The 21,075-nt window shown below is 65.8% G+C and carries 23 protein-coding genes and 3 pseudogenes; 13 read left to right on the top strand and 13 right to left on the bottom strand.

The genetic code is table 11. The annotated features are described in order from the left end of the window. The 6 genes from B0I32_RS54780 to B0I32_RS54760 form a co-directional block, all read left to right on the top strand. The coding region (locus B0I32_RS54780; protein WP_181308894.1) for a transposase at positions 1–201 on the top strand (201 nt) is incomplete at its 5' end. 180 nt (positions 202–381) lie between these two features. Next, positions 382–792 (top strand): group II intron maturase-specific domain-containing protein, encoded by a 411-nt coding sequence (locus B0I32_RS61990; RefSeq protein WP_219912534.1) that lies wholly within the window; start codon positions 382–384, stop codon positions 790–792. Positions 793–1,369: 577 nt separating this feature from the next. After that, entirely contained in the window at positions 1,370–1,702 is a 333-nt protein-coding gene (locus B0I32_RS57255) for a hypothetical protein (RefSeq protein ID WP_146178738.1), read from the top strand. 1,187 nt (positions 1,703–2,889) lie between these two features. Continuing rightward, the gene (locus B0I32_RS57250) at positions 2,890–3,108 is read left to right on the top strand and encodes a sigma factor-like helix-turn-helix DNA-binding protein (RefSeq protein ID WP_146178737.1); all 219 of its coding nucleotides are present in this window, start codon (positions 2,890–2,892) and stop codon (positions 3,106–3,108) included. 477 nt (positions 3,109–3,585) lie between these two features. Then, positions 3,586–4,071 carry a hypothetical protein gene (locus B0I32_RS54765; RefSeq protein ID WP_146178736.1) on the top strand — a complete coding sequence of 162 codons (486 nt, stop codon included), beginning with the start codon at positions 3,586–3,588 and terminating at the stop codon, positions 4,069–4,071. 340 nt (positions 4,072–4,411) lie between these two features. Continuing rightward, on the top strand, positions 4,412–4,675 hold the full coding sequence (locus tag B0I32_RS54760; RefSeq protein WP_106253315.1) for a hypothetical protein: 264 nt from the start codon (positions 4,412–4,414) through the stop codon (positions 4,673–4,675). A 248-nt stretch (positions 4,676–4,923) separates the two neighbouring features. On the opposite strand, the gene B0I32_RS59425 is transcribed toward B0I32_RS54760, so the two are convergent. Then, entirely contained in the window at positions 4,924–6,261 is a 1,338-nt protein-coding gene (locus B0I32_RS59425) for an IS256 family transposase (RefSeq protein ID WP_219912533.1), read from the bottom strand. Between the two features lie 54 nt (positions 6,262–6,315). Between B0I32_RS59425 and B0I32_RS54750 the strand changes: the two genes are divergently transcribed. The 3 genes from B0I32_RS54750 to B0I32_RS60735 are packed head-to-tail and all read left to right on the top strand — an operon-like array spanning position 6,316 to position 8,261. Then, on the top strand, positions 6,316–7,368 hold the full coding sequence (locus B0I32_RS54750) for a carboxylesterase family protein (protein WP_219912532.1): 1,053 nt from the start codon (positions 6,316–6,318) through the stop codon (positions 7,366–7,368). A gap of 13 nt (positions 7,369–7,381) precedes the next feature. After that, positions 7,382–7,783, top strand: coding sequence for a hypothetical protein (locus B0I32_RS60740; protein ID WP_245956720.1), 402 nt, complete (start codon positions 7,382–7,384; stop codon positions 7,781–7,783). A gap of 37 nt (positions 7,784–7,820) precedes the next feature. Then, the gene (locus tag B0I32_RS60735) at positions 7,821–8,261 is read left to right on the top strand and encodes a helix-turn-helix domain-containing protein (protein WP_245956719.1); all 441 of its coding nucleotides are present in this window, start codon (positions 7,821–7,823) and stop codon (positions 8,259–8,261) included. 73 nt (positions 8,262–8,334) lie between these two features. Here B0I32_RS60735 and B0I32_RS58625 read toward each other — a convergent pair whose 3' ends face one another. The 4 genes from B0I32_RS58625 to B0I32_RS61985 all read right to left on the bottom strand — a co-directional run bounded on the left by B0I32_RS58625 (position 8,335) and on the right by B0I32_RS61985 (position 11,171). Further along, positions 8,335–8,496 (bottom strand): hypothetical protein, encoded by a 162-nt coding sequence (locus B0I32_RS58625; RefSeq protein ID WP_181308892.1) that lies wholly within the window; start codon positions 8,494–8,496, stop codon positions 8,335–8,337. Between the two features lie 673 nt (positions 8,497–9,169). Beyond that, positions 9,170–10,108 carry a hypothetical protein gene (locus B0I32_RS54740; RefSeq protein WP_146178735.1) on the bottom strand — a complete coding sequence of 313 codons (939 nt, stop codon included), beginning with the start codon at positions 10,106–10,108 and terminating at the stop codon, positions 9,170–9,172. Further along, positions 10,101–10,676, bottom strand: a complete 576-nt coding sequence (locus tag B0I32_RS54735) for an RNA polymerase sigma factor (protein WP_181308890.1) — start codon at positions 10,674–10,676, stop codon at positions 10,101–10,103. The genes B0I32_RS54740 and B0I32_RS54735 overlap by 8 nt, the downstream gene beginning before the upstream one ends. 291 nt (positions 10,677–10,967) lie before the next feature. Continuing rightward, positions 10,968–11,171: a DUF5131 family protein gene (locus tag B0I32_RS61985; RefSeq protein WP_219912535.1), complete on the bottom strand. Its 204-nt coding sequence runs from the start codon at positions 11,169–11,171 to the stop codon at positions 10,968–10,970. A 77-nt stretch (positions 11,172–11,248) separates the two neighbouring features. Here B0I32_RS61985 and B0I32_RS54725 point away from each other — a divergent pair, with 77 nt between their 5' ends. Then, positions 11,249–12,352 (top strand): DUF6461 domain-containing protein, encoded by a 1,104-nt coding sequence (locus tag B0I32_RS54725; protein WP_146178734.1) that lies wholly within the window; start codon positions 11,249–11,251, stop codon positions 12,350–12,352. A 65-nt stretch (positions 12,353–12,417) separates the two neighbouring features. Here the strand turns inward: B0I32_RS54725 and B0I32_RS54720 are convergent, their stop codons facing one another. The 5 genes and pseudogenes from B0I32_RS54720 to B0I32_RS58620 all read right to left on the bottom strand — a co-directional run bounded on the left by B0I32_RS54720 (position 12,418) and on the right by B0I32_RS58620 (position 16,034). Continuing rightward, entirely contained in the window at positions 12,418–12,879 is a 462-nt protein-coding gene (locus B0I32_RS54720; RefSeq protein WP_106253307.1) for a transposase, read from the bottom strand. Between the two features lie 642 nt (positions 12,880–13,521). Continuing rightward, a complete protein-coding gene (locus tag B0I32_RS54715) occupies positions 13,522–13,929 on the bottom strand; it encodes a hypothetical protein (RefSeq protein WP_146178732.1) in 408 nt (135 codons plus the stop codon). A gap of 1 nt (position 13,930) precedes the next feature. Beyond that, positions 13,931–14,323, bottom strand: a pseudogene (locus B0I32_RS54710) (recombinase family protein); the annotation flags it as partial. Between the two features lie 12 nt (positions 14,324–14,335). Further along, a complete protein-coding gene (locus B0I32_RS62080; RefSeq protein WP_106253302.1) occupies positions 14,336–14,521 on the bottom strand; it encodes a recombinase family protein in 186 nt (61 codons plus the stop codon). Between the two features lie 1,042 nt (positions 14,522–15,563). Beyond that, positions 15,564–16,034 carry a transposase gene (locus tag B0I32_RS58620; RefSeq protein WP_181308888.1) on the bottom strand — a complete coding sequence of 157 codons (471 nt, stop codon included), beginning with the start codon at positions 16,032–16,034 and terminating at the stop codon, positions 15,564–15,566. Positions 16,035–16,070: 36 nt separating this feature from the next. On the opposite strand from B0I32_RS58620, the gene B0I32_RS58615 reads away from it, so the two are divergent. Beyond that, positions 16,071–16,664 (top strand): hypothetical protein, encoded by a 594-nt coding sequence (locus B0I32_RS58615; RefSeq protein WP_181308886.1) that lies wholly within the window; start codon positions 16,071–16,073, stop codon positions 16,662–16,664. 283 nt (positions 16,665–16,947) lie between these two features. Here B0I32_RS58615 and B0I32_RS54690 read toward each other — a convergent pair whose 3' ends face one another. The 3 genes from B0I32_RS54690 to B0I32_RS54680 form a co-directional block, all read right to left on the bottom strand. Further along, positions 16,948–17,994: a CU044_5270 family protein gene (locus tag B0I32_RS54690; protein WP_106253297.1), complete on the bottom strand. Its 1,047-nt coding sequence runs from the start codon at positions 17,992–17,994 to the stop codon at positions 16,948–16,950. Continuing rightward, positions 17,991–18,503 carry an RNA polymerase sigma factor gene (locus B0I32_RS54685; RefSeq protein WP_106253294.1) on the bottom strand — a complete coding sequence of 171 codons (513 nt, stop codon included), beginning with the start codon at positions 18,501–18,503 and terminating at the stop codon, positions 17,991–17,993. The genes B0I32_RS54690 and B0I32_RS54685 overlap by 4 nt, the downstream gene beginning before the upstream one ends. A gap of 245 nt (positions 18,504–18,748) precedes the next feature. Further along, positions 18,749–19,354, bottom strand: a complete 606-nt coding sequence (locus B0I32_RS54680) for a recombinase family protein (protein WP_219912531.1) — start codon at positions 19,352–19,354, stop codon at positions 18,749–18,751. Between the two features lie 7 nt (positions 19,355–19,361). On the opposite strand from B0I32_RS54680, the pseudogene B0I32_RS54675 reads away from it, so the two are divergent. Next, a pseudogene (locus tag B0I32_RS54675) lies at positions 19,362–20,149 on the top strand (HARBI1 family protein). A 105-nt stretch (positions 20,150–20,254) separates the two neighbouring features. Then, positions 20,255–21,075: pseudogene (locus B0I32_RS60730) on the top strand (transposase); the annotation flags it as partial.

Genomic DNA, 21,075 nt, shown 5'->3' with positions numbered 1-21,075 from the left:
TGGATGCAGATGCTCGCGCTGCCCGGCACCACCGCCCGCGGCTACGAACCCAAACGCGTGCGCCTTCGCTTGTTCGCCGTGGCCGGACGGCTGGTCCGCGGCGGCCGGCGCGTGCGTCTGCGCCTGGCCTCCCGCTGGCCCTGGGCCCGCGACATCCTCACCGCGCTGGACCGCCTGCAGGCCCTGTCCGCACCACCCTGACCAACCACCAGCCGCCTTTACGACCAGGAAGGACACCTGCGGGCCCGTGGAACCCCGCCCACCCGGCGCGACAGCCGGGCCGACGCGCTGACCACAGCACGCAATTCAACCCTCAGCCGAACTACACAGCCGACCACACCCTGATCACGAAAGATCGAGGCTAGGGTTCACCTTTCGGGCATGAGGGGTGCGCAGCAAGAACGGACGGTGTTCACCGGTTTCGGCCCGGCGGTCAGCAAAACCGCCATGAAGAGGATGAGCGAACAGATGCGGTCCTGGCGACTGCACCGCCGCACCACTGCCTCCGAGCGTGACCTGGCACGGTGGATCAACCCCATCGTGTCGGGCTGGATGAACTACTACGCCGGTTCTACCGGTCGGAGCTTCATCCGCTGCTGCGGCCCGCATCAACGCCTACCTGGTGCGCTGGATGAGGAAGAAATACAAGCGGCTGAGGACCTTCAAGAAGGCCCTCGCGGCCTGGGACCGGGCCACCCGCCTATACCCGCGCTTCTTCGCGCACAGGCGGTGGGGTTCCCGAGTTCTGACGGTGAGGTTGAGAAGAGCCCGGTGACGGGAGACCGGAGGTGAGCCTCTTCTGGGCGACCCGACCTTACGTCGTCAGGCGAACATCAGACTCGCGATCACGCTGTGACCAGCCCGCTGCCAGGGGATGAAAAAGCTTCACTGTGCACGCATGTTTCCACAGCTCAGACTTGACATCCGTGCTTTTCTCGCTATACACCTGCGGATCGCGGGGGATTTCACCTGGCAGGAAATGAGCGTCAGATGGCGGTGTTCGAGCTGGCCGGCATCTGAGATCCTGTGTAATGCTCAGAGTAAGGAAAAGGAGTATATTCGATCTGAGTAAAGGGGTGCACAGCCGAAAGAATGTCGAAGAGATTGTAAGCGCATATCGGTCTATTCATGACAGCGACCGTCGAATTCCTGACCTTTCTTGCTGCACCATCTTATGCTGCCAATGAAAATCTTACTCTCTCGACCCGCTCTACGGGTCGCCCTCGTAGACCCAGCACCGGTCGTGCACCGTTCGCGAGTTCGATCCTGCCCTAGATAACACTGACCTGGCTGCATAACATCTCATGGGCGTCAAACAGTCGTGGCCAGTTGCAGTTGGCAAGCTCCAGTCAACACGAAGAAGGAAAACATGAAGATCTTCAAGAAGATGATGATCGTTGCATCGATGGCCGGCCTGGCCACCTCGGCCACGATCGCACTCGCGCCTTCATCTGCCTATGCCGAGGTGTGGAACTGCGCAGCTAATGTAGATGTGGCCGAAAACAAAGGTGAGAGCTATTGCGTCTCTGGATACGGATCCTATCACGTAAGAGTAGAATGCAACTCGGCGCATTGGCCCTATACTCGAACCATCGACGGCCCTATAGTATATAAACCCAACAATACCATAGGTGCCACATCCACGCAATACGGCACCCCGAATGGCTGCCATGTTACAAAAGCATGGACCGTCGTTCTTTAGAAGTCGACCAAGCTCAAGTCGCCTAGCCCTAGGAGTCAACGATGCGAAGAAGCGCGATGAGGTATGCGATGGCAACCGCAGCAGCCACTGCGGCGCTCCTGTCCTCGACAAACGCCGCTCAGGCGGCACAGATGCCCAATAGTCGCTGTCTTGTAAACTTCCTCTGCTATAGCTACATCGGCACCGATGGAGTTGGAGTACTTCAGGCAGCATCAGGCAGATGCGTGAACTTCTATCGCCCTATGAATAATTTCTGGAATCGATCCAACATTCAAGCCACTTTGCATTGGGGCAGCTCTTGCTCCGGCCTGACAAGTGAACTGCCTCCTGGCGCATCAAAAAACGGCGACATCGGATATCAATCAGTACGATTTGGTTGACAGGCGAGATGATGGTCGAATGTGGTGGCCTTGGTCCCTTGGCGTGATCGTGCGGTCACGTCCAGGATCATGGTGTATGGGATTCGACCACTCTGCGATCTAAATCCTATTAGGTAGCACTAGTGCCATTAGTCACATTGGCATCAGCCTCTTCTTTTGCCTTTCTTTCGGCGACCTTGCGGCAGTCGGCGAGGATTTCCAGGCCGAGGTAGCGGCGGGCAGATGACGCCGTGCCGGGGCACGCGGCCGGTTACTTCACGGAAGGGACATTTTGTGAAGAGGATCGGCCCGGCGAAAGGGCGTCAGCCCAGGCTGCATGATTCGTAGGACGCCCTGCCAACGCTGCTCCGCTATCACCTGCCCGAAGGACGCCAACTACTCGACCCATCTTTCCGCGGCCGTGGGGCGATGCCGCCGGACGATCCTGAGCTCCTGCTGGACCAGCTTCTCAGCAAATGTGACAGCTGGGTCTGGTCCGGTTGGCGTTCCTGCTGGTGGGCGATCAGGAAACAACCGAGGACGTCGTCCAGGACGCCTTCATGGCGCTGCACCGCCGATGGAGCCGATTGACCCACCATGATCGAGTCCTCCCTACCTACGGGCGAGTTCGTCCGGGCCGTAGAGGGCGGCGATGCCAAGCGAGGTCACTAGGCCGTAGCGGAAGTGATCAACGAACGGAACGTGACCGCATCAGTGCAGGTCAGCGAAACACGACCGAAATTTCCCGGGACTACATGAATCCCATGGCGTGGCGCGCAAGGTGCTGGCCAACCACTATCGGGTCGAGGTGCGCCGCCAGGCCTCAGTGTGGAGTTCGACGCCGAGATGGCCGACCTGTACCAGGCCGCGCCCGACAGCGGGGTCGAGCTGGCGGCGATCGCGCAGATCTTCCGGGCCCTACCGGCCTCCGATCGGGAGTTGTTGCCCCTGGTCGCTTGGGAGGGACTGGATCGACAGCAGATCGCCTCCGTGCTTGGTATGTCGCGTACGCCGTACGCATCAGATGTCATGCGCCACGTTGCATGAGGACGTAGTGGGGTTGTCGGTCGTTGATGGTGTTGATCAGTGACCAAGGGGTGGGCTGGACGTGTCCGGTTTCGTGTTCGGCGCCAGCGTGAGCATGAGCTCCGATCTGAGTGCTTGGTCCTTGACGGCTGATCACGCCATGGCCCGTTACCGCGCCAAGGGGGGCCGGTGGTCCAAGAGGGCGCCGGGCACGTATCGGCCTCGTCGCCGGATGTGTATTCCACGTCACCAACTCCGACAAGCGCCAGGCCGTGGAGATGATGGCCGTCATCGAGAAGGCAGGCGCGGGCGTGAGCGGCCGCGAGGCAGTCGCCCTTCGCCGAGACCTCCACCGCAAGCGGGACGCGCACCGCGCCGCCTGGCCCCCGCCACCGCGCCGATACGTCAGCACGGACGTTTGAACGGCAGGCCACCCACCAACGATCTCGCCTAGGCTCGCCATGGCGAGGTAGGTTTTCGAGGATGACGATGAGTCCGGTGGACGACATCCTGAGGCACGCCCGCGCGGCGTACGGGGACTTGAGGAAGCCGGACTACTTGTTCTTCCGGCACGCCCAAGAGAACAACCCCTGGGCCGGCCTGCTGAAGTCCCTGTCCGCCAGGTTCAAGCTCGAGGACTGGTCGGACTGGGAGGACGGGGTCGGATTTTCCTACGCCGTGCGCGGCCGGGCGGACTCCAAGCGGTCGTGGAGCCTGTGGCTGTCTGCGGTCGGCCCCTACGCGTTCCTGTGCGCCAACGTCGCCGAGACCCTGCGGCGGCAGGATGTGATCACGTCTGCGGACGTGACGGACCCCGACCCTGCCGAACTGGTGCGCGAGCTGCATGCGGCGGGCGCCACCCTGCTTACCGCCGACGAGATCGAGACGACCGTCGACTTCACATCATTTGAAGGCAAGTACCCGGCTTCGACCTTCGTCCTGCTCTTCGGCGAGGAAGATGTGCCTTGGTGGCACGAGTCGTAATGGTCCATGTCAAGGGGTTGCGTGGGTCGCTGCCGTGTTGGCAACGGTGGGTGTGAAGAGCCGGTTGTCGCGCAGCAACACGCCCACAGCACGTCGACCATGACCTCCGCTGGCCAGCGAGAGGTGTCGGTCGAGCACGGTTGGGCTGGCACTCCAGTACCCCGGCGGCCGTGCACTCATCGGAGCGCAGTGGGAGCTCCCGAGCGACCTGTCGGCCCACTCCGCTAAGCTGACGTGATCAACGGCCCGTCCCGCCGCACAAGCACGCAACCTGATGGTTCCCGGAATAGGTCGGGCACTCTCCCTTGCACGTCGCGAACAGCTTGGCGAGCGGGACCGCGTGCTCGTTGTCGCGGTCCCCGACACGGCGGTCACCGCCCCGCTGGACGTCAATCTGGACGTCGCGGCCCTCACCGAGCTGTTACCGGGTTGGGGCACCGTCCGCCGGTCCACTGGCGCGACCCGTGATCAGGTGCTCGCCGATCTGCCGCGACACAGCCACGCGCACTTCGCCTGGCACGGCGCCGCGGACACCGACAGCCCTCGGCACCGGGCCTCCTGCTGCACGACCAGCGGCCAGCGGTCACCGACGTGTCCCGACTGATTTTGCCGGTGAGTGGCAGCACCGTTTGACGGTCAGTTTCGACAGCACTCGAGGCCCGATTGGGCCAGGAATGGCGGTGAGAAGTAGCAGCGCCCTCTCATCGGTTAGGTTCCCGGATCGGGGTCAACATGGCAGATCTTGGTTGGCTGCTTGCCGGTCCTGCGCCGCTGCCCGCCGATGCCAGGGCGGCGGGTCGCGTCCTCGGAGCGGTGTAAAAGGCTCGACGAGGTAGGTGCCGTGAGTGGATCTTAGGCAGCTTCGGTAGCGGGTGCCAAGGTCGGGTGGAGCAGTGCGCGGCGGAGGTCCTGCAGGATGCGCAGGCCCTTGCTGGTGCTGGTGAAGCCGCGCCAGCCCCGGGCGGCCCGGTCGAGCACGGCCCAGACCAGGCTGACGCAGGAGTTCTCGCCGGGGAAGCGGCCGATGACCTTGGCCCTGCGGCGGGTCTCGCCGAAGGTGCGCTCGATGAAGTTGGAATGCCGCACGCGCTTGTGGTGCTCGAGCGGGAAGCGCAGATAGGGAGTCAGGCTCTGCCGGTCGGCGAGCAGGCACTTGACCGCCGCCGGATAGCGGCGGCCCCAGGTGTCGGCGAAGGCATCGATGCGCCGCTGGACGAGCTCGACCAGCGGCTGGCCGACCTTGACGTCCTCGCCCAGGTCGCTGATGCCGAAGATCTTCCAGAAGTCGGCTTTCACCTCGGCCTGGTCATCGGAGGAGACCTTCGCGACCACATTCCTGGCGCGGTGCACGAGGCACCTTTGGCGCAGCGAGGCGGGGAAGACTCGCTCGGCGGCACTGATCAGGCCGGGTGCGCCGTCGGAGATGATCAGCAGCGGTGGGCGCAGGCCACGGCCGACCAGATCGGTGAGGAAGTCTTCCCAGGCGTCGGCGGACTCGGCGCCGGCGGCGGCCAGGCCGACGAAGACCGGCTTGCCTTCGGTGGTGATGCCCCAGGCGGCCAGGATCGGTTCGGCCCGGCTGCTGGCCTCGTGCATCTTGAAGTGGGAGGCGTCCAGGAACAGGTAGTCCAGCTCGACGCCGGTCAGGTCGCGGCGGCACCAGGCGTCGTACTCGGCGACGATGGCCTGGCAGATGGTCGAGACGGTCGACTTGGACAGCGCGGCTTCGGGGCCGAGCGCGTCGGCCAGCGCGCCCTCGACGTCACGCGTGGACAGGCCACGCACGAAGGAGGCGATGACCAGGGTTTCCAGTGCGTGGGTGCGGGTGACGCCGGTACCGAACAGGCGGGAGGCGAACTTCTCGGTGGTGCCGCGCAGCTTGGGCCGTGCCACCGTGATCGGGCCGCTGGTGGTCTTGACCGTGGTCGGGCAGTGGCCGTTGCGGTGGCCGGGCCGCACCACGGTCTCTTCCGCGTCGCCGCTGTCCCCGGCGACGGAGGCGATGCTGGCGCGCTGGTAGCGAGCTCGGCCGAGGAAGGCATCGACCTCGGCTTCGACGGCGGTCTGGATGATCAGGCGGGCGCCGAGCCGGGCGACGTCCTCGATGACCTCGACCAGATCACGATCGGAGGTGAACAGGGCGTCGATCTCAGCGCGGATGGCCTGGATAGGCGATACTCGACGGGTCACGAGCGTGGGACCTCTTTCGTACGAACTTGGCGGTTCAGTACGGAACCTACGCTCGTGATCTATTTACACCGCATCCGGGACGCGACCCTGCTGGACCAGATCGCCGCGCTCGAGTGGGTCCAGAGCAATATCGCCGCGTTCGGCGGCGATCCGGCGAAGGTAACCGTCGCCGGCCAGTCCGCCGGTGCCGCGAGCATCATCGCCCTGATGGCGATGCCCCGCGCCCGAGGCCTTTTCCATCAGGCCATCACCCAGAGTGGGGCGGCCGCTCAGACCCTCACTGCCGAGACCGCCGCGGGCGTCGCGTCGAGGCTGGCCGAGTCGCTCGGGGTCGCCCCGACCCGCGAGGCCCTCGGCGAGGTGCCAGTCGGACGGCTCGCGAGGGCCGCCTCCGCACTCCTCGCGGAGGTCCAGACCGCCACGGATCCGACCTCATGGGAACGTCTTCCCTTCGCCCCGGTCGTGGACGGCTGCACCCTCCCCACCCATCCGCTCGACGCGCTGAGAAGGGGTGCCGGCAGCAGTGTACGGCTCCTGGCCGGGTGGAACCGGGACGACTCCCGGATCGGCCTTGTCCCCACCGGCATGATCGACATGATCGACGAGCCGATCTTGTCCGCGGTCGTGGGCGCCCTCGGCGCCCCCGGCGGGACGGTCGAGCTTTATCGGGCGGCCCGGCCGGCGGCGAGCAGCGGGGACCTTCTTGCCAGCGTGACCACTGACTGCTTCATCCGGATCCCGGTGATCCAGGTCGCCGAAGCCCGCCTCGAAGCCGGCGGGGCCGGTGGGGCCGGCACCTGGATGTATCGCTTCGACCACGAGTCGCCGAGCTTCGACGGCCGCCTTGGCGCTGCCCACGCGGTGGAGATCCCGTACGTGTTCGATCTTCTAGACGAGGAGTCCAGCCGCGCCCTCATCGGCGACAAGCCACCCCAGGTCGTCGCCGATACTGCTCACGGCGCCTGGGTCCGTTTCGTCGCCGAGGGTGACCCGGGCTGGCCCCGATACAGCCTGGCCGAACGGTCCACAGCACTGATCGACCAAGGGATCACCGTCGTCGACGACTCCGGCGGCGCCGAGCGCGAGGCGTGGGCGGGCCTACGCTGAGCATCGCCGTGTTGTGACCGACGCGATGGGCTCCTACCATGTCAGCGTGCGATCAGCAGGGGCAGTCAGCGCACCTTACTGGGAGATCACGCTCCCGTCGCGTCCCGGCCGGCTGCCGGGGGTGGTGATGGCGGGGTTCAGCGATCGCGCGAACGAGTTCCACGACGTCGCGCTGGTCTCGCACCCGGCGGTCATGCTGCTGTTCGATCTCGGGGACCAGCCATTCGTCGTCGAGGACGACCGCGGTTCGCGGCAGCGAGAACGCGTCGTCGCCGGGCTCGCACCCCACAGGGCTCGCGGACGGGGACTGGCCAGGAGTTCTGAGTGCCTGCAGGTGCGGCTTTCGCCGATGGCCGCACATGCGCTCCTGGGCGCCTCCTCGGATCTGGGGGGGGACGGTGGCTACCCTCGATGACCTTTGGGGACGAGAAGCCGTACGGATACACGAACGATTGCGCGCCGCCGGGTCGTGGGAGGAGCGCTTCGCGATCGCGCAGGCCGCGCTGGCCAGGAGGGACGACGCAGGCCGGGCCGTCGACCCGGAAGTCGCCTTCTGCTGGCGGCGGATGGTGGCCGGCCGAGGGCGGATACGCATCGAACGACTGGCCGCCGAGACCGGATGGAGCCGCAAACGCCTGTGGTCCCGGTTCCGCGCCCAGGTTGGTCTCAGCCCCAAGCGAGCCGCCCGGCTCATCCGCTTCGACCACGCGGCCCACCGTCTCGCCGCCGGCCATAGCCCCGCCTCGGTGGCGGCGGAAAGCGGCTACACCGACCAGTCGCACCTGCACAGGGACGCCACGGCCTTCGCCGGGATGACACCGTTCGCGCTCGCCGTCTCGCCGTTCCTCGCACTCGACGATGTCGCCTGGCGCCGGGGGCACGCATCCGGATGATCGCTCGCCTAGTTTAGGGGGCACCGCCAGGCGGCGCCGCGCACCCACCAGCGAAGACAGAGTGTGCGCGGCTTCACCGCATGCTTAAGGGGTGGTCCCGTGAGGTCGGCGACCACGACATGGTGATGCGGGCGATGGCGGCGACGGCCTCGTTGGTGGTGTAGTCGTCGGTGTCGCCGAGCCGCAGGTGGGGCCAGGAGCGGGCGAGGACGAAGGCCTGTTCGTCGGCGGACATGGGTTTGTAGTGGTGGACGAACCCGACGCGGGAGTACGGCTGGGGGTAGCGAGACAGACGCTTTTCGTCACTTCTCTATCCAGTACGCGTGTTGCACGGGGAACGTGTTGCACGGGGCACGGTGAGACGTCGCTTCGTGCCCAAGTGTCAAATGGGCCTAAAGTTCGATGCTGGTGATCACCAGGAATGGCAGGGTCTGCCGGGTGCACTGGGCGCTGTACTTCAATCGCGCGGTCAGGCGAATCGCGGCACAAGGTGACCCGCTTGCCGAGCGAGCGATGGCGGTCCTGGGTAATTGCCGTGTCAGCCGTTAAGTTGACACTCCCTGCTCATGACCCGACTCGCCCCACAGAGGAGGGTGTACCTCAAGGCTGCTGAGGGGTCGGTTTGTCGACAGCGCCATCACCGTGAAGACCCTGGCCACGAAGGCGGCCGGGACACGGGCGTGCCCGATGGCCATACTGTTGACGAGCACCTTGCAGGGCTCCCGGGGGGGTTCACGAGTGGGTGTGACCGAGCCGAACCGAGAACGTCGGAAGATCGCTTCCCGCGCGAGGAATGATCGTTTCCCGAATCAAGGGGATCTTTGGATGGCCTGTCGTTAGGAGCCGTCATCAGGTAAGCGCAGATGGACCGGTGATGGGTGGAGTACCACCCGTCACCGGCTTGTCGATTACGGCAACGGCTTGAGCTTTTCGGGCGAGACCTGCAGTTGAATCACGCCGTCTTGAATCGACCGCGCTTGCCAGACGACCCACTTCGGCCCGACCTCGCTGGCATCGATGGGCGCGAAGGTCAGGTTGTAGCGCTGCTGTGTGACGTGGTTGGACGGCCCCTCGTCGTGGGAGGTCACCCGTTCGTACACGACCTGAAGATCTCGCTTCCTGACCTCGTCGAGGACCTCAGCCACAGGCCGCGCGTGCGCATCGACGCTTTGGAGTACCTCACCGGGGTCTGTAGCGAGAGTTGGGTATCGGTAGGGCTCTCCCTGCTGCGCGGGCCGGCCCAACTCACCCGACACAGCCCCGTGGAAATCTTCGGAGATGCGTACGGCAAGGCGGCAGTCGCCCTGCCGGATCTGGCAACCGGACGGCTCGTTACCCGCTGAGATGTCCATGTGGAAGCGAGGTGTTGGTGTTCCATCACCTCTCTGCGGCGGGCTGGTCTCCGTCTTGTCCGCCTCGAGCCAAACCAAACGCCCGACATCTGCCGGGGACGCCGGAACGAGGCTCAGCCGCACGTCCAGGCCCACCGCTCTGAACCCCTCGGCATAGCGCTCATGGTCGGCGAGAGGGTCCTTGATCTTGGCCACCCAGTAGCCGTTCTGCTTCTCGATCTCGATGGCGGAGTTGGCGTAGGAGGTCGCGCTGCTCGACCTACCGGGCACGACGCTCGGGCCGATCGCTAGAACCGCTCCCAGCACTGCGGTCAATACAGCGCCGACGATCAGCCCGCGGCTCAGGTTTGGAGTGAGCACGGGTGAGCGCCAGCGGTTCGAGCGGCGCGGCTCTGCCGGGTGCTCCGATCGCCAGCCGACAGCCACTGCCAGCGCGTTTGGATCGGGCGTAGGCATCTCGGCCCGCATCTGCTGGAGCAGCTTCATCTCATCCATGTGACACTTCTCCCAGAGCTTTGCGCAGCTTGGCGCGGGTCCTGTTCAGCCGCGAGCGGACCGTACCCACGGGGACGTCCAGCACGTCGGCGACCTGCTGGTACGTCAGTTCGCCCCAGGCGACCAGCAAAAGCAGATCGCGATCGACCTTGCGCAATCCCGCCAGGGCTTTGGCCAGGTGCGGAGTCACAGTTGCCGCAGTGACCTGGTCAACGACGCGGTCGGCGTGGCTCTCGATGACGGGGTCGACGCCCGTACGAGCAAGCGCGCGATATAGCCGTGCCTCTGCACGGTGGTGACGGCGTATCAGGTTGGTGGCGATAGTCCACAGCCACGACAACGTGTCCCCGCGGGCAGGGTCGTAGCTGTGGCGGTGCTTGAGCGCCTGGTGGAAGGTCGCGGCGACGACGTCGTCGGCGAGGTGGCTGCCCAGCCGCCGAGCGGCGTAGCGGTGGATCGGCGGTGCATGCCGGCGAAAGAGGTCGTCGAAGCAGCCGGGGTCGTCAAGCGACCGGGGCCTCAGTAACGCTTCATCCCACTCTTCAGGAATGACGTCGGGGGTGCTCACACGTGGCCTTCCGCGGTTTCGATGTTGTCGATACACCGGTTACTAGCCCGATGAGCCCCCTGCGGTTCCCGCCATGGTAGCCGTGCGAGGTCGCCAGCCGACACGCTGCGCCGGCTCGGCGGCGGAACCATCGAGAGCCGCGATCAGACCTTTACTGGGGCGATTGAGCCACCATGACGCCTGCCGGGAGCGCCAGATCGCGCTCGCCCGCACCGGCCTTGGACTGTTCCACCATTGACGATGCATGGCCTGAAGGATCCGCAAGCCCGTAGTGACAAGTGCTTTGTCGTTTTACAGTGTGGAGTTGTTGGGCTGCATGGCGTGAATGCGGCTGACGGGTCGCACCGTGACCCCGACCCCAGGCCCGCTCAGGGTCGCCGTCGCGCTGATACTTCGCCTGGCCCATAGCCTTGAGCCGTTTGGCCACGTCAGCGCATAGCAGTGATCGCAACCAGCCGAGATCCGGTCACATCCGGCATCTGGATTCCAGGTGATCCTCGGTCCATTCGATCTTCGTCGTGGTGCTCATGAGGAACCCTCACGAACGACGCGGTCGACGCCATACTGGTCGGATGATCTCTAAGGCAGTGGAGTACTACCAGCGCGTCCTGACCAGCCGGTCCTGGTTCGCCGAGGGCCTGAGCTGGACAGTGATCCAGCCGGCGAGCCAGCAGCTCACAGTCGCCGAGGTGATGCGGCGGCTGCACGCCGAACGCGTCAACCCGGACGAGCTCGACGAGTGGGCGGACGACCACGACGACCACGATCCGCTCCTCATGGCCTGCCTTGCCCAGATCGGCCCGAATGTGGTGATGTTCCAGGACAACGGGTTCGAGGGATCCCGGCCGGAGATCCTTCGGTGGCTCAGCGACGGCGCGCGAGTGCACAACGTCGATTGGACGATCAACGGCAACGGCTCGCTTAGTTACGCCGTCTACGGCAAGGTCCTCGCCCGGATCGACAAGAACAATCCCGACCGCAAGTACGGTGAAGACCCAACGGCACTGGATGAAGATCTCGCCGACATGCACGCGGCCCGCCAACTCTTGGACCTGGAAGATCAGGCTGGCCTGGGCGAGACCAGCCAAACCGCGGACCCGTCCGTCCCTTCCGCGCTGGACACGCACCTGCTTGCTGAGGCGGCGGCGATGGCCACAGTGGAACACCGCACCGGCATACGGCTTACTGAGCAGTGGCTGGACAACCTCGGCGCCGAGCCGTGGCAAGCCGTCATGATCGGAAAGATCCCTTCGGATCCGCGACCGCCCAGCGGCTTCGGCGACGCTGACCCTGACCTCGATGCCCGCCTTCGGGCCGCCCCGGAGCGGGTGCAGCGTGCCGCGCTCGTCCTGGTCATGAGGGAGATCGCCACGCGTTTCAGCCTGACTGATGGAGAAGCAGCTCAGGCCGCCATTGACGCCGTTGGCCAGGGACGAACGCTTGCCAACGAGGTCCGGGAACACCTCTTTCGCCTCGGCGCGAGCAGTGGCGACCCTCAAGCAGATGGGCTGTCTGCTGGCCCTGTGTTCTATACGGCCACCGCGCCCCCGCATGGCTATGACGATCGGTTAGACGCCCTCGGACACGTTCGTAACGCACTGCCCGAGGACTGGCCGCGCCTGCGATGCACACTCTCGGACCTGGTCCGCGCATCCGGGCACCAAGCACGCGGATAAAAACGAAAGATCTGCAAGCTCCCCAAAGCCACCCGGAATGACGCAACGCCAGAGATAGGTGCCTCCTAGGGAGTGTCTGACAATTCGGCTTGCCGGAGCCGGAGCATGAGTGAGGCGATGGTGACACCTGCGAGGTAGCGGCTGGCCAGCTTGTCGAAGCGGGTGGCGATGGCGCGCCATTGCTTGAGCTTGCCGATGCAGTGTTCGACCAGGTTGCGTTGCTTGTAGGTGAGGGCGTCGAAGGGGTGCGGCCGGCCGCCGCGGCTTCCCCGGCGTTTGCGGTTGGCGATCTGGTCGCGTCGCTCGGGGATGACCGCCTTGATGCCGCGTCGCCGCAGGTCGAGACGGATCTTGCGGGTGGAGTACCCCTTGTCACCGACCGGATAGTGGTCCGGCAGCGCAGTCCGGACCTGCCGCCACAACTGTTGCCCATCGCCGGTTAGGTGAACCACGAGGACAGGCTCGCCAAGAACCTGAAACTCTTCGGCAGGATACGCCCCTAGGTCAGCGGCGCTCACGATCTCCATCACCGAAACGACTCTAGGGGTTGCCTGATCGATTGCGACAGAGTCAGCAACCACCCTGGCCACACCGCACCCGCGTAGTCTCCTCGGCCCATGGACGATTCGGACTCTGACGCCGAAGATCGGAGCGTCGATCGTTCGCAATTCTTGCCGACACCACCCGAGCCAAACGCCCTCGGGGGGCAGTCAGTTGAGTGGGAGAAGCTACGTAGCCAGGGCGTGCCGGGCGGCCACCGGATCCGAGATGCCCGCGCACGCCCGGTCGGGGATATCTGTACGCGCTCTGCCCCGATGACCTGCTGAGCGAACTGGACGGCAGCGCGGACTCAAGAAGATCACCGGCACCTATCGGCAGCTCCTACCCGGACGTACCTGGCAACCAACCCCGGACCACAGGCGCTCGAGAAGATGCTTCGGCCCAACGTGCCATCCGCCCGGCCCGAGCACGACAAATAGCAATCCCAGAATCACGTCATCAAACGATCCAAGTCACAGCCAGTGGCGCCGCGTGTGCAGGAAGCTGTACATGCGTTTACGTCTGGCCGCGGCTATGGGAGCGGCGCTCGAAGGGATTGAACCCCCACGGATCGTGGTGCGGCTCGCGCAGCTCGATCTGGTATGCCCGCCAGATGTCGGCCTTCTTTGTCAGCGGCACCTGGGCGCGGTAGCGCTCCGGTCGGCGATGCTGTCACGGCCGTCCCGCTCCTCATCATCACTACCAGCAGGAACTTCCGGAGTCGGCCATCCGGCCTGACGTAGCTGCGCCAGCGCCGCCTCCAGCTCCGGCAGCGGCGCGGCCGCCGTGGCGATCTGCTGGATACGCGAGGGCGAACGCCCCATCTCGGCCGCCGCCCGCACCGGCAGGCCCTCGGCACGGGCTGAGGCGATGGCCCACTCATGCTCGATCTCGGCCTGGCGCAACCGCCACGCCGCCCGGCGCACCCGGCACCACTGACCGTATCGCTCCCCCAGGACCGATAGGCCGGATATCAGCGACAGTAGTCGGCCTCCTGAAGCACCGGTCAGCGAGACAACGCGAATCAGCGGTTCCACGTCAGCCGGCGTAACCGGGCCAGCCGACCTTCTGCTCCAGGCGGCCGATGCGGACCTCCCCGCCCTGGCGTTCCCATTCGGTCAAGCCTCGCAGACAGGCTCGTCCGCTCGTCGACCAAGCGGCGCAGCGTGGCCAGTTCCGAAGGGCCGACGGCGCGGGGGCAGCCGCTCTTCTTCTTGCCGGGCAGCATGGCCGGTGGTTTCGCGGGCGCTTGGCTGCGGCGATTCCCTCGGCTTGCTGCTCGGCGCGCAGCTCCAGCTCGTACTCAGCGGCCGCGGCCAGGACCGCGAACATGAACCGGCCCTCCTTGGTGCTCAGATCGAAGTTCTCGGTCAGCGACACCACGGTGATGCCGCGGTCGCGCAGCTCATTGACCGTGGTCGGCACGTGCCCCGCGGAGCGGCCTCACCAATCGGACTTCCAGAACTTCGGCGTGTCGCCCGTCTTGGGCAGCGCCAGAAGCGCCTCCCATGCCGGTCGTGCGAGGCCACGCTTGCCCGATTCCTTTTCCATGACCATTTCGTCGTAGCCGCTGGCTGCCAGGGCGTCGAGCTGGAGCTGCGGGTTTTTATCACGCGTCGAGACGCGCACGGCCGTTTGGCGGGAATCAAGCGCTCTTTCGCAGTTAAGTAGCTTGTGGCGGCATCATATTGTTGTTGTAGAGTCCACCATAGGTGAAAGCACTGATATGGGACTCGGTCGACAGGGTGCTGAGCGTGTCATAGTTACAGATAATCGGTACGAGGGTTCAGTAAAGAGGTATCGATGTACAAGAGAATCTCAGCAGCATTGACGATTAGCATTTCTATTATTCTATCGGCTAACGGCCCTGCCATTGCAGACATCCAAGGCATTTTCGACGCAAACAGCAACATGGCTGTATCGTCAGCACGGTATCACGACGAAGCGAGAATTGACACGCAAGCAGCCTATCTATGGATACTCCGCAACCCTTCCACTGGAGTGATCCTGACCGGCTTCGGGTGCTGTAGATATTCTTCGTGGGACGATTTTTATCGGCACAATAGAATTCCAAATGAAGGGGCATGGTGGGGAGGGGCGGCACCTCAATTCCCGCCGTATAGGGCCCATAAGGTAGTGTACGACAATGGTAGAATAACCGTATATCCTGCGTGACATTCACGGTGGGCCAACCCCACATCCGGGACGGGCCCGCCATCGACCGGCATCGGCGTACAGCCGCCCCTGCCGAACGCACGACAAAGATCGTCCAACGTGGCTGCGTCCGCATAGCACCACCCGGCGCGCCGGAAGGACCCACCTCCGTGCCAGGACGAATCCACACCGAGTGGGAGAACACCTACACCCGCCACAGTGCGATCAACACCGGCACCACCGCTAACGCCGCCGCCTCAGCGTGCAGGCCCTCGCCGACCGATACGCCACTCGGCCTGCCCCGTCGAACGCAGTAACCCCGGCCAAGCTGGAGAACGAGCAGCGCACTACCCCCAGCGTCCTGAACTCCTCATCGTCGCCCCCCGATGAGCTGCCGACGACTACCCAGACCAATACTCCACCAAGGCCGAAGTCGTGAAGGCCGCCGTCGAACTGTCCCTAGGAATGTCCTGAAGATCTTGATGGGTGAGTCGGCATGAGCTGGCTCACCCTCGCGTTATGGGCTGGTCGGGGCGATGGTCCAGGTGCCGCTGGTGTGGGTGAGTCCGAGGTTGATGAGGCGGCGGAGGTTGAGAGCGGCGGCGCGGTGGTGGAGCCAGCGGTCGTTGGCAGCGGTGCCGCAGTAGCGCAGGCGACGGTTGCCTCGGCCGACCAGCCAGGCCACGGCGCGCTCCTCCATGGCCCGCCGGCGCCGATAGTCGTCTTGCCAGGCCAGATCATGGGCGGCTTGGTGGCGGGCGGCGGCCTGCAGGTCGTGGTGTGGGCGGATGGTCATCACGTGGCCGGTCGTGGCGGTGGTGCAGCGTTCGTGCAACGGGCAGGCGGCGCATAAGCCGGTGAAGGTGGCGTGGCGTTGCTGGTAGCGGCCGCCGGGTGCGGTCAGGGGGACGGTGTGCCCGGCGGGGCAGGTGACGGTGCCGGCGGCGGTGTCGATGGCGAAGTCGTCCAGGGTGAACCCGCCGATCACGGCGGGCTTGAGCGTGGGTGGTTTGATCAGCAGCCGGTGTCCGGCCTTGGTGAGGATGGCGCGCAGGTCAGCGGCGGCGTAGGCGGCGTAGGCCAGGATGTGCAGCCGGCCGTGCTCGTGGGCGAGCAGGCCGGAGGCGACGGCGGCCTCGTGATGAGCGGCGCCGGCGCCGGGCCGCAGGGCGACAGCGGTGAACAGGCCGGTTTCTGGCTCAATGGCCAGGTGGGCCTTGTAGCCGTCGTCACGCTGCTGCCGACTCTTGTGGATGTGGCGCGCCTCGGCATCGACGGTGGAGATGATCCCATCAGGTGCGGTGCGGCGGGCGATCCGCCACCGTCCGTCGGTGCCGTCAGAGTCGCCTGCGGGTTCGACGTCCTGACCGGCGATGAGGGCCAGCAGGCTGACTGCCTGCTCGGCGGTCTCGTCCAGGTCCCGACCGGCCAGGTGGTCGAGCAGGGCGAGCGCGTCCCAGCCCGCTCACCGGGACGTTCCTGGCTTCCTCATCGTCCAGGCGATCTTCGGCTTGCCCGGGTCGGTGTAGTCGCAGGCCTGACAGTGCTCGGCCACCAGCGCGCTCGCGCCGGGTACCTGGCGGGCTACCCGGCCGGGTCGCGGCGATCAGCTGGGTGACGGTGTCCTGGGTGGCGACCGCATCCAGCAGCACCGTTGAATCCAGCGCCCGCCGCGCCCGGCCGGCCAGCACCCCGGTCTGTTCCACCATGACCCGGACAGCTCCGAAGATACGGTCCGGGTCCGCCTCCCGAAGCCCGCTGCGGACTCAACCCCCTGTCCTGGACCCCACGTCAACCTATGGCGGGTTCCGGTTGGACACGTACACCCGGCTCGACCTCACCGCCGCTTAGCCCTCCGCCCCGCACTGCGCAGCGGGTGTATCCGGCCAGTACGGTGGCTGTCACTCAGCCGAAGGAGGGGATGGCTTGGTGTCGGTCCAACCGGACTCCAGCACCACGTTGACACTGCCGTCCCTATCCGGCAGGCCGATGGAATCAACGGCCAGCACCTTGGATGTGTCGGGATCGATGATCAGCCTGGTCCGGGCGGGTTGGCCCTGCTGGACCGGGAAGGTCACGGCGACACCTGACCGCCCCTGCGGGTCGGTGGTCCGGCCTTCGACCTGGACCTCGGGCAGTGTCGCCAGCGCCTGATAGGCAGCGCCGCGCACCTGCGGGGAGGCGGGCAGTTCGTACAGGAGCGTGGCCAAGGCGCGCGGCAGTCCCTCCTCCACAGGGTCAACGCCGTTGTCTCTGCGGATCGCCTCAAGGGCGCGTTTCTTCAGCGCTTCAGGGCCTGCGGGCAGCGCCGCGATCTCCTTCAAGGTCATGGGCATGGCACTCCAGTAGAGCCTGTGTTTTCTCTTGTTTTGGAAGAACGTGCTCTCGCCGGGCGAGGTGGAGTAGACGCCGCCGTCCGGCCCGATCGACCATTCGGACGGCGAGCCGTCCCGTCGCCACGCCTCCAGGTCCAGAGGGCGTGCGGCCAGCTGCCTATGGCCACGCCAGGTTCGGCCATCCTTGGCCACCCACGTCTCCGAGAGACTGGAGGTTTCCAGGTAGTAGGTGACGCCGTTCTTGCCGTACGGCCCAGGCCGCCTCCCTGCGTACAACTCCTTGAGGTGCCAGTAGGCCCCTTCGGGGGCGGCTTCGGCCTTGGCGGCGGCGGCCAGCAGGATCGAGGTGCCCGACAGGGAGGTGACGCCAGGTGTGGCCGCAGGAGGGGGCGTTGCAGTGGGGGCGACCTGGCCTAGGAAGACCGCCGCAACGCCCGCGGCCGCGACAAGCCCGACGGCGCCGGCCCGCCGCGGTAGGCGACGCCGGGCCGTCCGGCGCGGGCGTGCCTCGGTCGCCATGATCGCCGCACGCAGTTCGCGCGCGCCGGGCCCCGGATCCGGCGCGTGCGGGGTCGGGTCGATCGCCCTTACCAGGTTGTCGATGTCGCTCATGCTTCCTCCATCGCGATCGTCAAGGACGCCTGCCGCTCCAGCGCCGCTGCCAGCCGCTTGCGCGCACGATGCAGCCGGGTCCGGGCGGCAAAGGCCGTACATCCCACCACTTTGGCGATCCGCTCACTGGTCAGACCCTCCCAGCAGGCCAGCGCCAAGACCTCGCGGTCACGCTCGGGCAACTCGTCGAAGGCGGTGCGAACATGCTCCAGATCGACCGGTCTGACCGGCCGATCAGCGGCCAGTTCCGCACGCAGCCGTTCAGCAAGCACAGCCCTGCGAGAAGCGCCGCGCTGCTGATTTGCAAGCACACGACGGGCCACCCCGTACAACCACAGCAACGCCTCCTCGCCCCTGGGCACATCGCCGATGCGCCGCCAGACGGTGAGGAATGTCTCGGAGATGACGTCGGCCGTGTCGTCGGGCGAGCTGGTACGGCGGGCGGCGTACTGGTGTATGGCCGGGTAGTAGGCGTCATAGACCGCTTCGAAGCGATCTTGGTGTGTCACAGAGTCTCCTTGCCGAAAGGTGCCGGACACAAGGCAAATGTCCGGCACCTTTCGGAATGTGACACCTCGCCGTGAGCAGTTCGCCCTACTCGCCCTGTCGTCCGGATGCCATACCGCTGCCGGGGTTGGCGACCCAGGCGCGCATCAGCCGAACGCTGACGCTGTCTTTGGTCAAGTCCCGTAAACCGTGCTGCGCGGAACTCCGAACAGGTCGGCGATCTGCTGGACGGTCTTTGGTCCGGGCGTCATACAACTGCTGGGCGAGCGCCGCCTGCTCGGAGGTGAGCTGAGGGCGGCGCCCACCGACACGACCACAGGCCCCTGGGCGCGGCCAGGCCGTCCTTGGTGTTGGCCACGATCAGCTCACGCTGAAGCTCAGCCAGGACGCTCAGCATCCCGAACATCGCCCGGCGCTCCATCGTGTCCGTGTCAATGCCCTGTTCAATCACATGCAGACCGACCCTATGCTCGCGCAGCTCGGCGCCAAAGGCCACCAGGTGCAACATCGAGTGCGACAGCCGGCCCAGCCGAGTGACCTTCAGTGTGTCACCCACCCGGAGCATTCGCAGCACGATGTCGAACTGCGGGCGGGAGGCCTTCGCGCCGCTGGCGCGATCGAGGTAGACGTTATCCCGCTCAACCCCAGTTCGAAGCAGTGCGTCGATCTGGTGGTCGGGATTCTGATCAGCGGTCGAGACGCGCGCATAGTTATTCGACACTGAGGTGATCTCAGCGAAATAGATCGGGTGATAGGGGATTGTCGGGACGCTCGTGAGGGTGTTTAGGGCCTTTCGGGAGAAGTCGTCGAAGGCCGGAGACAGGCGTGGAGCCTCCGGTAGATGAGTTCTCACCACAAGAATTCCCGTCGCCGGAAGGCTCCACGTGATTGCTCATCGTGCCACGCTCGACGTCTCCCGCGCGCTGACCCCGTTCTGGCAGGCGGTCCTGGTGCTGCGGTGGTTCCGGGGCGAACGCGACATCCCAAGCTCGGCCGCGATCACCGCGTCTCCCGCGCCACGGCCTACCGCTACACCGCCGAAGGGATCGACATCCTCGCAGCTCAAGCCCCTGAACTGCAGGAAACTCTGGACCGCGCCCAAGCCGACGATCTGCCCTATGTAATCCTGGACGGCACCCTGATCCCTGCCGACCGCTGCGCCGAGCAGACCATCAGCGTCAAGGGCGAACCCATCGACGCCTGGTACTCCGGCAAAGCCCACCATCACGCCGGCAACCTTCAAGCACTCTCAGCACCCGACGGACTTCCCCTGTGGATCTCCGAGGCCGAGCCAGGCTCGGTCCATGACCTGACCGCTGCCCGTGCACACGTGCTGGGCGCGTTGTACGCCGCAGCCGCGGCAGGCCTGCCGACCCTCGCCGACAGCGGCTACGACGGCGCCGGGATCGGTATTCACACCCCGATCAAGCAGCCCGACGGTAACCAGATCCTCAGCCCGGACAACCGCACCTACAATCGGCTCCTACGCGCCTTGCGCTGTCTCGGCGAACGCGGATTCGCCCTGCTCAAAGGCCGCTGGCGGATCCTCCAGCACATCACCCTCAGCCCCAGCAGAATCGGCGACATCGCCCGCGCGGCACTTGTCCTCACCCATTTTGAACACGACTACCTACCGGCCATTCGCTGAGATCACGTCGCTGAGCCAAGCAGCGGCGGAACCACAAAGAGCAGTGATGATTACTCAGAGCTACTTTGCGGCTGGTGGCACGGACCGGAGCGGGGGCCCGGCACCCTCGCCCTCGGTGGCGATTGCCTTGGCCGACATCGCTGTGCTGCGTGCCCAGCCCGACCTGTTCGGCCTGGTGGCCTCCGACCCGACCGTCTCCCGCCTGATCGACCGGCTCGCCCGCGATGAGGCCAAGACCCTCAAAGCCCTGCGCGCGGCGCGGGCTCTGGCCCGCAAGCGCGCCTGGGACCTGGCCGGACCCGCAGCGCCGGGCAGCGACGGGCGAGCTGATCCCGCTCGACATCGACGCCACCATCGTCATCGCCCACTCCGACAAACAGCACGCCGCGCCGACCTGGAAACACCCCTTCGGCTTCCACCCGATGACCGTCTTCGCCGATCACGGCCCGGGCGGCTCCGGCGAACCCCTGGCCATCGTGCTGCGGCCGGGCAACGCCGGCTCCAACACCGCCGCCGACCACATCGAAGCCACCCGGCTGGCCCTGGCCCAACTGCCCCGGCACCGCCGATGCCGCCCACGAGTTCCTGACCTGGCTCACCAAGCCCGGCCGCCGGCTGTCATATTCGATCGGATTCACTCTCACCGAGCAGATTCGACAGGCCGTGCTTCGCCTGCCCAAGAGCGCCTGGACGCCCGCCTACGACGCCGAGCGGCAGGTCCGGCCCGGCGCCTGGGTCGCCGAACTCACCGGCCTGCTGGACCTGACCGGCTGGCCCAAAAGCATGCGCGTCATCGCCCGCGAGGAACACCCCGCACCCCGGCGCCCAACCGCGCTTCACTGACATCGACGGCTGCCGCGTCACCTGCTTCGTCACCGACGCCAAACGCAGCCAGCTCGCCGACCTGGAACTCCGCCACCGCCGCC

The sequence above is a fragment of the Nonomuraea fuscirosea genome (genome assembly GCF_003001935.1).
In the GTDB taxonomy this organism is placed as follows: domain Bacteria; phylum Actinomycetota; class Actinomycetes; order Streptosporangiales; family Streptosporangiaceae; genus Nonomuraea; species Nonomuraea fuscirosea.
The sequence above is the reverse complement of the archived record's forward strand: the minus strand, read 5'-3'. Positions and strand labels throughout refer to the sequence as shown.

Excerpts from the sequence above, each read along its gene's own strand:
- B0I32_RS61990 (WP_219912534.1), top strand. The coding sequence starts at position 382 with ATGAGGGGTGCGCAGCAAGAACGGACGGTGTTCACCGGTTTCGGCCCG.
- B0I32_RS54720 (WP_106253307.1), bottom strand. The coding sequence starts at position 12,879 with ATGGAGATCGTGAGCGCCGCTGACCTAGGGGCGTATCCTGCCGAAGAG.
- B0I32_RS54725 (WP_146178734.1), top strand. The coding sequence starts at position 11,249 with ATGATCTCTAAGGCAGTGGAGTACTACCAGCGCGTCCTGACCAGCCGG.
- B0I32_RS57255 (WP_146178738.1), top strand. The coding sequence starts at position 1,370 with ATGAAGATCTTCAAGAAGATGATGATCGTTGCATCGATGGCCGGCCTG.
- B0I32_RS54690 (WP_106253297.1), bottom strand. The coding sequence starts at position 17,994 with ATGAGCGACATCGACAACCTGGTAAGGGCGATCGACCCGACCCCGCAC.
- B0I32_RS54740 (WP_146178735.1), bottom strand. The coding sequence starts at position 10,108 with ATGGATGAGATGAAGCTGCTCCAGCAGATGCGGGCCGAGATGCCTACG.
- B0I32_RS58625 (WP_181308892.1), bottom strand. The coding sequence starts at position 8,496 with ATGTCCGCCGACGAACAGGCCTTCGTCCTCGCCCGCTCCTGGCCCCAC.